This is a genomic window from Nitrincola sp. A-D6, from assembly GCF_000764495.1.
Classification (GTDB): Bacteria; Pseudomonadota; Gammaproteobacteria; order Pseudomonadales; family Balneatricaceae; genus Nitrincola.
On record NZ_JRLB01000060.1, the window covers coordinates 1 to 11,856 of the forward strand.

The 11,856-nt window shown below is 56.8% G+C and carries 10 protein-coding genes; all 10 read right to left on the bottom strand.

The annotated features are described in order from the left end of the window. The coding region (locus tag LH51_RS10665; protein WP_036522151.1) for a hypothetical protein at positions 1 to 2,128 on the bottom strand (2,128 nt) is incomplete at its 3' end. A gap of 2 nt (positions 2,129 to 2,130) precedes the next feature. Next, the gene (locus LH51_RS10670) at positions 2,131 to 2,379 is read right to left on the bottom strand and encodes a hypothetical protein (RefSeq protein ID WP_036522152.1); all 249 of its coding nucleotides are present in this window, start codon (positions 2,377 to 2,379) and stop codon (positions 2,131 to 2,133) included. Then, on the bottom strand, positions 2,376 to 3,767 hold the full coding sequence (locus tag LH51_RS19225; protein ID WP_052063671.1) for an ATP-binding protein: 1,392 nt from the start codon (positions 3,765 to 3,767) through the stop codon (positions 2,376 to 2,378). Before LH51_RS19225 ends, LH51_RS10670 begins: the two co-directional genes overlap by 4 nt. A 71-nt stretch (positions 3,768 to 3,838) precedes the next feature. Then, on the bottom strand, positions 3,839 to 4,354 hold the full coding sequence (locus tag LH51_RS10680) for a hypothetical protein (RefSeq protein WP_036522153.1): 516 nt from the start codon (positions 4,352 to 4,354) through the stop codon (positions 3,839 to 3,841). Next, a complete protein-coding gene (locus LH51_RS10685; RefSeq protein ID WP_036522155.1) occupies positions 4,351 to 4,665 on the bottom strand; it encodes a hypothetical protein in 315 nt (104 codons plus the stop codon). Before LH51_RS10685 ends, LH51_RS10680 begins: the two co-directional genes overlap by 4 nt. A gap of 616 nt (positions 4,666 to 5,281) precedes the next feature. Beyond that, positions 5,282 to 5,968, bottom strand: a complete 687-nt coding sequence (locus tag LH51_RS10690) for a hypothetical protein (protein ID WP_036522156.1) — start codon at positions 5,966 to 5,968, stop codon at positions 5,282 to 5,284. Then, positions 5,965 to 7,215, bottom strand: coding sequence for a hypothetical protein (locus tag LH51_RS10695; protein ID WP_036522158.1), 1,251 nt, complete (start codon positions 7,213 to 7,215; stop codon positions 5,965 to 5,967). The genes LH51_RS10690 and LH51_RS10695 overlap by 4 nt, the downstream gene beginning before the upstream one ends. Positions 7,216 to 7,258: 43 nt before the next feature. Continuing rightward, a complete protein-coding gene (locus LH51_RS19230; protein ID WP_052063672.1) occupies positions 7,259 to 9,949 on the bottom strand; it encodes a hypothetical protein in 2,691 nt (896 codons plus the stop codon). A gap of 48 nt (positions 9,950 to 9,997) precedes the next feature. After that, positions 9,998 to 11,269, bottom strand: coding sequence for a phage tail protein (locus tag LH51_RS10705; RefSeq protein WP_036522159.1), 1,272 nt, complete (start codon positions 11,267 to 11,269; stop codon positions 9,998 to 10,000). A gap of 47 nt (positions 11,270 to 11,316) precedes the next feature. Beyond that, the coding region (locus LH51_RS20855) for a hypothetical protein (protein WP_036522160.1) at positions 11,317 to 11,856 on the bottom strand (540 nt) is incomplete at its 5' end.

Below are 11,856 nucleotides of genomic sequence, written 5' to 3' on the forward strand. Positions count from 1 at the left end.
GCGGCGCACCCGGCCCGTCAGGCGCCGTGCCTGGGGTGGGGGTAGGCGGGGTTTCTTGCGCATTAGCCTGCGCTTCCAATTCATCGGGTACAGCATTCGCCTCCGGACCCGCTGCCCGTTGCGCACCCTGCCAGCGAGCTTCGTTGCGTACCGCCTCACGCGTACCGGTCGAAGGCGGACTATCCTTGGGCATGGCATCCTGAATCAGTCTGTCGGTATCTATATCTGAGGTCGAAAAATCCAGACTGGGTGGCTCCGGGCTACCGAAGGTGTAGCTCATATTCGCCTGCAACCCCAGATCGGGGCCGACAGGCATAGTGATGCTAGCCAGTTCCCAGGTGTTTTCCCACACCGTAACCCAGAGCGCCTCTACTTCAGCCCAGGCATTCAAGCTGAGTTTAAGCCGGGCACCAGCCGCCATCGTAGCGACCCCTTCAATGGAATAATCTCCATCCTCATAGGCCAATTCGGGAATGACCGAGATGGCACCATAGATCCCCGCCGTACCCATGGCTTCAATGCCACCCGTTAGCGAGCCCAGCACAACCGATGCACCCAGTCCGGCACCAAAACCGACATAGCCTTCAACAAAGGCAGGAATAAACATTTCACCGGTAATGGCGAAGCTCGGCTCACCCTCCTCACCGATGCTATAGGAGCCTGTCACACGGATATCGCGGAATACGCCCGGCCCGACACCCGCTCGCACCCCTGCACGGATACGCAGCACAGCAACCAGAATCGCCCAGAGCGGAATATTCTGCGAAATATTCACCAACTCCCGCTCGAATCGTGCCTCCGGGAACATTTCCAGCGGTTCGGTAACGACTATTTCACCCGAAATATCTATACCGCCCTCTTCCTTAATCTCAGCACGCAGGGTTCCTTGCAAGCGCGGGGCGATTTGAGCCATAACCTCACCATCGCCAGAGACTTTGAGACTGTCATCCTCGGCCTGTCGGACCCTGACCGTAATCTCGCCCGACAGTTTGCCATTATCAGCGGAATAACCCAGCGTCGTTTCCCCGGCCCAGCGCCCCTCGGTATAGGTAACACTGACCGCGCCTTCAATACCAGACAAGAGTTCGGGATCGACGGCTAACTCCCCCTCGCCAGTGATATCACTGCCGTCATAGACGATGGTGAACTGAGCGGTCTGCAGCCCTGGAATGGCCAGATCAAGGGTTACACCGATAGAAAAACCGCCCTCCTCTTCATAGCTGGCCTGCAATTCACCCCGGCCTGCAGGTCCAAGACGAATCCCTACGCTTCCAGAAAAAGACAGTGCACCGGTTTCTCCTATCCGCCCGGTAATGGAACCATTTTCAAGCGGCAGCCCCTCGGGAAAGCTATCACGACCCAAGGTGAAGGAGCCTGACAATTTCCCGTCGGCCATAGCAATCTGACCAGAGGCCTCCGATAGGCCCGGTACACTCAAATTAAGTACGGCATTGCCAGCATAGGCACCATTGGCAATACTGAAGCTGGCTTGTGTTTGCGCGATGCCGCCATATTCCATACCCAGTTCGCTAACACTACCGCCCAGACCGCCGTCACCTTCAAGCGTTACGGCAAAACGCCCACCCGTAAAGCGTAAACCAGGTACAGGGCTGACTAATTCGCCCGCCGTTTTTTCCAGCCGTGCCGACAAGCTGCCATCAGCACTCACCGAGCCTTCGGCACTTGCCTCACCCAACCACTCCGCTTTATTGGTCAGTTGCACACCTGCCGATAGTCCATCGGACGCAAAAGCTCCCTGAAAACGTCCTTCAACCAGATCCGGCAAAGTAAATCGCGTGTCGATATCGGCGGCTAGGCGATCTTCGCTCAGACTCAATACTAAATCCCCCTCCGTTTGCGCCCGGCGGCGCACGGCAGAAGGAACAAATTTTACCGCAGGTACAGTGACAGTGGTGGACAACCCGCCATCAGGGGACCAGGCAATGCGCATCTCAGGATTGTCGAGCCAGTCAATCGCCAAATGCGTCCGTACATTGAAGCCCGAAGGTCGGCCATCGCGGGCAAAACCCAGCCGATAAGGGGTCTCCCGCACCAGTGGGATAGCCGTTGTGCCACGCAGTTCGACCATCTTACGACTATCATTACGATTGAAGTTGGCCTCAGTCACCGTCAGGCCAGGCAGGGGAGGCAGAAGCTCCAGCGGAATATCAGCCCGCGCTTCGCTGCCAATACATCAGAGCCAAGCCGTACCCCAGCCCCCAGGGGGAGCACAAAGGCACCTTCGTCCTCTATCCAGCCTGCCGCTTCTTCGATTACTCCTGCACCGGGAGCGGAGTCCGGTGCAGGAGTTGGACTGGTGGCAGGTGCGGGCGTATCCTGAACATCCTGACGGGTACGATCTGGCACAGGGGCAGTCATGGCTGACCTCGCATCTGTGCGAAACTTGAACCAAAATCCTCCTTACGCAGCGGGCGACCCAGCTTGACATATTCCCGCGCCACCGCACGCAAAAGATGCATCTGCGTTACCTGACCCTCATCGACAGCTTCATGTGCCGCCGACAGGATGGCTTGACGTATGTGCCCGCCGGCAAGCTCAAACCGCCCGGCAAGCAGATCAAGATCTACATCACTGGCAAGCGGCACACTCGATGTCTCAATCCGGGACCAAAGCCTGCGCCGCGTAGCTGTATCAGGTAATGTAAATTCCAGCACCAGGTCGAAGCGGCGCAGCATCGCAGGTTCCAGCGATGTACCCATATTGGAGGCCAGCACCGCCATGCCACGAAAGTCCTCAATCCGTTGTAATAGATAGGCCATTTCCATGTTGGCATAGCGATCACGGGCTTCTTTCACCTCCGCACGTTTGGAAAACAGGGCCTCAGCCTCGTCGAAGAACAGCATCACTTCAGCCCTGTCGGCCGCACGGAAAATACGATCCAGATTCGCCTCTGTCTCACCGATATACTTACTCACGGTCGTGGCAAGGTTGATACGCCAAAGATCGAGACCCGCCTCCTGCGCCATGACCGAGGCCGCCATCGTTTTACCCGTGCCGGATGGACCCAAAAACAAGGCAATGGCGCCGCGCCCGGCACCCAGCGCAGCGCCTAATCCCCAATCTTCCAATACCTGTGCCTCGCTCGCTCTGCGGGCAGCAAAGCCACGCAGGCGAGCAAGACTTCGGGCAGGCAATTCCAGATCGTCGAAACTGAAGCGTGGGGGAATCCGGTCGGCCAGCCCCTGCATCGGCTCAGACCGTTCATGTCGCAACAACACCTCCAATGTCGTGACGTCCACGGCCTCTTGCGCCAGCCGCCACAACCTGATCAATGGCGTGCTCTGCTCTCCGGCCAGTAGCGGCGCAAGATCAGCACGGTTCAGCGCAGGTCCGACAAGGGCTTGCCAGAAGTGCTGTCGATCGGCTTGCGTGGATGCAACTGCACGCAGCCTACGCATTTTCTTTCCAAAACCTGACCAGAGCGCCGGACGGCGCGAAATCAATATCGAATGACGCCCCAGACTGTGTATCAGTGCCAGTCTCTGCTCAGATGGAAGGGCATCGGAATCGCAGATCACCTGCCTCTGTCCAAACAACCCCGCCACAATGCCAAATTTACGGGTGTGCTGCAGCTCACCTGGCTGCGACAGCCAGATGGGTCCGACGAGACCCAGTGTGATCAAGGCATCAATCGCCGTGTCGGACTCGATCAGAAGCGGACCATCAGGTGCTGGAGCTGATTCCGATGGCAACGGTAATTGATCCATGCGATCAATCGAATCCGGTCCAACCAATATCAGACGCACCAACCAATCCGGGACACGTAAGGCCGCATCAGCAGTTGGCCCATCGCCCCGCTCGATCAGACCATGCCGGATTACCCCCCCTCATCCGACACAGCAGGCCATAACGCGGTAAGCCCACCACCAGACACATTACCCAGCAAACGTTGCGCAAGACCCAGGGTCAGAAAAGGCCGCGCCATATCTTCCTGCAAATAAGCCAGTACCCGGCCCAGGCGTGGATCGATTGCAACGGCAAGACAGATGAAAAACACCTGCGTCTCAGCGGGTGATAAACCATAAAGCGGTGCCAGGCGTTCAACAAGCGGCAGATTAGGGAGAGACTCACACAGCGCAGCATGCTGCAATTCAGCCTCTGAAAGTCGCCTGAGCAGCGCTTCAGTATCGGGCAAGGGCTCTGCAATAAGATCGGCGCAGAGCGCGGCAATATCCCTGTCGCGCATCAGCACACCGGCAAAACGGTCCTCACGCCCATCACCACGCAACGCCCGCATACGGTTAACCTCAATCGACAGACGCAGAGCAACCAGGCCGATGCGGTCGCGTAAGCAAGCTTCATCACTGAGATAGCTTGGGTGCTGATGTGTCATGGCACCTCCTTAATGCGGATACTCAGCTTCTGGCCTTGCAACCAGTCCAGCCGACACAACTCAGGTCCGATACAACCACCCAGTTGCAAAACAACGGATAAGGGCAATGGATTCAACTCAAGTATCGCGTGTTCATCAGACAGCTGCAGACAGCCACTTTGATGCCAGAATTGCGCTGCAAGAAATCCACGTGTCGATGTCGAAAATCCCGGCAAACTGGCCGCAAACCGCGCTTCAAGCCAGAGTGCAAGACGTGCCTGACCGGGTGGAGCCAACTCAATTGCTTCACGTCGATCAGCAGCAACAAACAAGAGGTCCGTTCCCGAAGGCCGGCTGGAGACTGAAGACGATGGTGTCTCTGGCGGATCAACACCCGCAATTGCGCGCAGCAGCGGGTCATCCTCTGGCTGCTCAACCGGACCACCCCTAGCCAGCCGTACCAGCGCAGCCAGCCGGACAGCTGCAGGAAAACCACGGGCGATCCGGTTTTCTGCCAGAAAAGGTAACAGCAGACACAGGCCCGCAACAGGGAGATCAGCCGACGCAGTTGCGTAGCATCGTCGTGATCCGTTTTATTAAACCGCTCCGCTACTTGTTCTGATTCGCTATCTATCGGCGTTCTGTACGCGGTATCCGGAGTTGTCGCAGGCCAGGCGGCGCGCAAGGTCAGAGCCAGATCCCGTAATACGGTGCGGCCACGACGGGTTCGTCCAAGCGTCGCAAGCAATGTTTGTGCGAGGGTGCGTACCGGAGCCGGGCACTCCGCAAGCGCTTGTCTCATTGCCTGGAACAGACGCCGTGGTTTCGGATCCCCATGCCCTTCTGCGCCTATGGCCTTCGCCAGCAATGCAAGTATAAGACCCGCCCGCACCGGGGAATGGGCAAGCTCAGGGCCCAGGTACAAGGACACGAAAAATGCCGCCTCAGTTATAGGGTCTTGCCCCGGCATAAGACTGGGAGCGAAGGCTGTAAAATCGGATTGAGACAAGCTTCCAGCACAACCAGCAGTGTTTCCGGTGACCCAGCCCCTTCAGCCTCAGTATCCGCGGCGAGTGCCGCGGTAAAAATTTCTGTCACGGCGACAGCCCCACCCTGTGACAAAAGTGCGCGCAACAGCCTGCGCACAGCTGTCACCCCACCAGGGGCGAGCCAGCGCCAAAGTTCCGGCCAGCTACGCAAAGCCTCAACCCAGGCTTGGCGCGGCGACAACAGCGAAAGTGAACCCACTTCAGCGAAAATCACACCAGGCAGATCAACCAGTCCAAGCCGCCAACGTAAGTAAGTCGCGAGATAATCCCAGCGGTTTTGGAAGCGCCAGACCTGATCTCCCTGATTAAGTTTTGCAACGATCAGGCTGGCAAGTTGGTCAGCCCATAGGGTAGCTCCTGCACCCGACACAACCTCTTGCAGAGTCATCTGACAATGCAGATCAATATCCAACAGGCACAGGATAGTCTCATCAGAAACGGCCTCACCCAACTGAGCAGCCACGCGAGGCAGCACCCTTTCACGCAGCATTGTCTGCAAGCAGCGATCAAGCAGCGCGCTATCGGCCTCTCGCCCGGCCAGTCTTGCAGCAATACCTGCACTGGCTATGTCGAGTGCAACGCTCATCGATCTTCCGACAGGTCGATGATTCGACGACGTAACCAATCAAGTGCAGCGATGTCCGCAAAACTGACCTGTTCAAATCGCTCTGCAATGGAGGCCGGTTCAAGCCTGGCAAGTTCCTTTCCAGTCACATCGAAATACTCCGACTGAACCGAGGCATAACCATGTTTACCCCGCTGCCATACCACGGCAAGCGTGAGCTTATCCTGGCGGCCCGACACGGGTATTTCACCTCGGGACAGCAGATTTCCTGACCCTATTGCCTTGAGCAGGGCCGTATGATTTCCCGATAAATAATGGCTCAGAGTATCTTTATCGTGCACTAACAAACTTGCTGCAAAATTACGCCTGATCTCGCTATCGGACTTCACATTGCGACGAAAAACCTCGAACCTTCTGTCTTCAGCAAAGATTTCAGCAAACGAGAGTTCAAAATCCCTGGATCCATCAGGTAGTGCGTCTTCAATCTGCTCAATCAGTCTACCTATCGGGCTACTATGGGGGTTTTCCCAAGCGGAACCAACATCCGGTTTAGGTTCCGGAATCGGTTCTGGTTCGGGTTCCGGATCTGGCATCACAGGTTCTGTGCAGTTACAGCAGCTAATCATATCCTGCAGCAGGGATAGCGGCAGGAGCTTGCGTCGCCGCTCCATCTCGATAGCAACCTGCTCTTTTTTATCGCAGGATATCCATGCCAGTGGCAGAATATCATCCTCAATTTCCGGCATGGGCACTGGAGCATCCTCAAGAAAGGCCTTGACCCGCTTACAATCCGGTAACTGTCGCAATAGATGCTCGGGCAGTTCACAGCGCAGTTCAGGTATCAACCCCATGCCCTGGCGCGTATAGGCGAAAGCACTGCCGGGATGAGCGCAACCTTCTGGTACAGTCGGTCGGGGACAGCTTTCTACAGGCTGTGGCACCAATACCAGCCAGGCACCAGAGGCAGGGCTACCCTCTGTTTTACGTTCCGTCGGATCACTGCAGGGGTTGCTGCCGTCACCGCAGGTTTTGGCAATCCGTTTGGGCAAACCAGACCAGTAAAACTTATCTGGCAGGTAGACCTCGGACCCGGCGGCGGTGATTCCGTAGCCGGGTGCTATGACGATGCCATCGCCCTTTGCCGAAACCTCAAGCCCGGCCACAACACCCCAACCCAGCGCCAACCGCCTGAGCCGCATAAGTTGTGCATCTTGCCAGCGCTGCTCGGCGGTCAGGTCAGCCGCCGCAATAAGTTGGCGATCAGCCATTTTGGACGCAGTGGAATGGGAGAAATGATATCAGCCATGACAATCACCCCTGCTGAATTTCAATAAAGCTGCGCCAGGTTGTGCCAACGAACCCAGCCAGCGGTGATGAAGGATCCAGATCATCCCGACCACAAAACGGAACCCCTTGTTCATTGCGAAGCCAGACACCATGCAACAGAATATCCAGCCGGGCGCGCCCGATTTCAGACTGCATCAGATAGTGCCAAAGTGGCATCACGGGGAGAAGAATACGCCCGTCTTTCACCAGTTCACCAGGATCGGCGAAGTGAGGACAGTACGGCAGCGTTCGAGCACTATGCAGATCAGGCAGCCATTGTTTTTTATCGATATCCCAGCCACCCTGGAAAATCTGCACCCGCATTTCCAAAACACCTGACATATGATGATGTACAGATCGACGGCCTTCCTGGACAGGCACAGTCAGAACCTCAGGGTTTTCGATCGCCTGGTTGAGCTGAATTTCCAGCCCCCCGACGCTCTCAACAAGTTCGGACAAGGTGAAGACTTGCCCTGTATTCCATGATCTGCTCGTCACAAAATGGAACGCATCAGGCTTGACCGCATCGCCAGCCAGACCCTGTGGTCCCTGTGGACCTTGTCGTCCTTGTGGGCCCTGAATACCTTGAGGACCAGCCTCACCCGCAGGGCCTTGTGGACCTTCAGGGCCTGGAGGGCCTATGTCGCCGTTTTGTCCAGCGGATCCACCTGGTCCTGCAGGTCCGATAGCTCCAGATTCACCGCGTGGACCCGGCGGGCCACTTTCGATCCCCCGGGCAGCAATTTCGAGAATTGCCTGCATCAGTGTCACATTCGAGGGCACCAGCTTACGGTGGGTCAGTGTGTCGATTTCCACCTCCCCCCCTTCACCCGGATCAGTGATGCGCGGCCGGAAATCAGGCTGCCAGACATAACCACGTAAATGGCCCAGCGTTACGCAGCAACAGTCGTTTTCACACTGACTACAAGCATCGATGGATGCCTCGAACAGGCCCGCGATATCAGCTTCGGCAATCTCAATCAGCATCACCCGACCATGGACAACTTCATCACCAGCCTCAGTGCCGGGAAGATAAATCCGGCTACCACGCAGACTCATAACGCCAGCAGTCAGGTGCGCATGCAGAGGTAACGTACGTACCGGATCGAGCTCTGCAGGTGCAGCCCCTGGAAGTTTCGCAGGCTCCGTGGCGAACACATGCAGAAAACCATCCTCTTCAGCCTGCGCCGTAGCGCTGGAAATATAGATCCAGCGCTCATCTGGCGCAATATGAAGATCGGGCAGCACCGCTTGGGTCTCAGACAAAGCAAAAGTAGCCCCTCGCCCGGTGTGAATAAGTTCTTTTTCCTGTTCGGTTAAAGTCAGGCGTGCGTAGAAACCTCTGTCATCAACATCGTTCACCCGGCCTGCGATATGCAGCACCCGACTATCAAAAGAAAAACCCAGGGATGACGCCTGCGCAAACCTGTCAGTCAGATCGCCGCCATCCTCACTGTTAACCTGTGCGGCTATCCCGGCAATCGCGTCAAGGCTGCCATCAGTCAAGCGATGCATTGGCGCGACGAATAAAGTACCATCGCCGCCGCCTGGCAGAAGAAAGGCAAGGGTCTGCCCGTTGGGTGATATATCGATTGCCCGGCATCCGGCACGCAGCATAACTGTCGTTTGTGTACTCGCACGCCCACTTAGGGTGATAGACGGCTTCGGCGGGTCATCTGCCAACTCGTCCTCCACCCAGGCGTTTAGAAAGGCTTCACCATCATCCGTAACCGACAATGCCACCAGCGTGCCGGAAACGGCAGATACTGCCAACTGTGTTACCGCTTTGGTGTCAAAATCGGGAATACGGAATTCTCGTTCAGGTTCAGACTCGTGAGCAGGTGTAGGCCTCCGTGAATACAACCGGATCACTGACTTCCCTTCGCTTGTAAGACCAGCAACAAAAAGCCAGCGGCTTGATGTCGGGGCCACAATCGAGTGAATTTCGCTTAACCCCATAAGGGTCAGCCGGTGTGTTTGTGTTGCCATATCATAGCCACGCAGAAACGCGCTGTCGTCGATCGAACTGGCCACATAAACCATGCGTGACTCTTCATCAATGGCCAATGCTGTGGGGACTTCATCTCCGGTGTTAATGGAGTGCGTCCATTTGAGTTCAGGCTGAATAACCTGCCGTTCTAAGGCCTCGCTGCCTGCAGCCACCGCTTTCAGGCGGATCCCAAAGCCTTCGACAATGCGGCCGGGTAATTGCCCGGAGCCATCCGCACAGCAATCCGAAATGAGCACCGGTGCCATTTCTGCTGCGCGGTCCTCACGGCAGAGTTTGACCAACAGATCGGCGCTGCCTTCGCTTAAGGCTTCCTGAAGATCCGGATCAGCCTCGATCATTTCCCGAACCGGGATCGAGGTATCGTCAGGCACAAGGATTTCCTGCCCACAACAGCCCAACGCCATGCCTCGCCGCAAAATAATATGCGTATCACGACAGCCGTCATTAGGGTGCTGTTCAAGCTTGAGGCCGCAGACCGTACCTTCGCCCTCAAGCAGCATATTTCCCAGATGCCGCATCGCCGTCATATAGGTTTGTTCCGCAGTCAGATCCCGGGCCGTGAGCATCTTACCATCGTAAAAAGCATTGCGGCGGGGTTCATGAAGACCGCAGGGCGCGCAGTCACCGCCGGGGGCGTTTCGAATCAGATCCATATCTTTAGGCATGTCCGGTCTCCTTCGTAATAGCGTAGTATCAAGTGCGCCTGATGGGCCTCAACAGGCAGCGACGGTCTGCAATTCCCCATCCAGGCGTCCCTCACCCAGAGGTGCTGGACGGCTATCGGGCAAGATGGCATCCACACCAAGTCGCGCCTGTTGACCGAGCAAAACGCCGGGGGTGATGACAATCAAACGGAAAAGCGTATGCGCTGGCTTTTGCGCAGTGATCAGCCGGACCAGGGCCTCACGAGCCGCTTCATCTGGCACAACAGTGTCAGGCATCAGCACACAGAATCTATGCGCTCCATCCGCCTCCAGCGTCAACGACTCACCACCGAGGAATCCCGGATCGCCGGCGCTAATCGCCCTGGCCAGACAATACTCTTCAATCACTCGCGGCAACGGCCCCTGTAAACCCGTATGCCAGCGTAGCAATCGCTCCAACCCGGCAAGAGTGCCGCGTTCTGCGAAGAAGCCAATCGACTGCGCGATCATTTTACGTCGCGTGTCACTGTCCCAACTGGACAGAAAGCGCCAGTCGAACCAGCCACCCAGCCAGTCAAGAAAGTCGTGCGGCGTGGCCTCTGGCTTCAGGATGGCGCCCATGCGTGCAAAAGCAACCAGCGCCTCGCGTAGAAAACCATCCTGAAGACTCAAAAACCGGTCGAGAAAATCGGCTGACACAGGGTCCTGATGAAAAGGTGCCGGGAGCAGAGCAAGCTGGCTATCGCGCGGACCAAAAATATCGATACCGTTGATTTGCGGGCTGTTGCTGCCATCACCAAACGCTTCGATACGCAACCAGAGATAGCGCCCCTTGTTATGCTGCACCAGAAATTCAGCAGGCGAGTCTGACTCAAACACCATAGGCGCGGACCACTCCAGCATTGACTCCAGCACACTAGGCTCATGGGCGATGTCTGACACATAGGTTGAAACAAGCAAACGGCATTGTGCCGGTACCATTAGATCAAGACTGATACGATCCCAGGGGAAACCGCGTGCCTCTCCGTCGAAACGCTGCGACAGCCAGCGCCCGGCACGTGGGCGGGGCAAACGACGAGGACGAGCAACCAGAGCGAAGGCGCTACCCAAAAGTTGGCCATGACGATCCAGTGGAATATGCGGGTAAGCCAGACTGTCCATTCGCTCACACAGCCCAGACAGGTGCAACACCTCACCCAGCACAGAAAAGCCTGGTGACATAAGCGCCACATCCGGTGGCGCCTCTATGGCTATAACACGACCCGATGATGCAACCAGACATAGTGTTTCCTGCCCGACCAGCAGGAAGCGACCATCCACCAGTGCGATGACCGAATGCACACCCTTAGGTACAGTCTGTGGTGCCGTTATGATCTGACCTTGACTGATCAGCGCCAGCCTAAGACGACTCGGTTTAGGACTACAGGGTTCAAGATCGTCCGCAGTCGTATCATCCGACTGATCGAGTTCGAGTAGTGCAGCAATCTGCCCTGAGGACCAGATGCGCAGGAAATCGGGGTACCTGGAAGCGACAACACATGGCGAGTCAAAATCTGGCGCCGATCAAGCCAAATCAACAGCTTTCGCGCAGCATCGGCAATTACCAGACAATCCCCAAAGGCGCCAGGTGGTACATCAGTTGGCACCAGACACAGATCAACAGGCTGTGACAGGTTCAGTGGATGATCCGCTTCCGGCGGCTCCTTGAAGAACCAGAGCGGCACAAAGGGTGCGATATCGCTGTCGACCGCCGCCTCCGGAGGCAGGCTGGCCCGGGTGTAAAGAATACGTCCACCCGCTGGATCAGCAAGATAAAGATCGCCGACAGCTGAAACAGCCACACCCCGCGGCGTGCTGCGCCCACCGAATGAGCCATCAGGCTCGGTATCGGGGATAGGTCGGGCTAATAACGGCCCATCTAGCCCCTG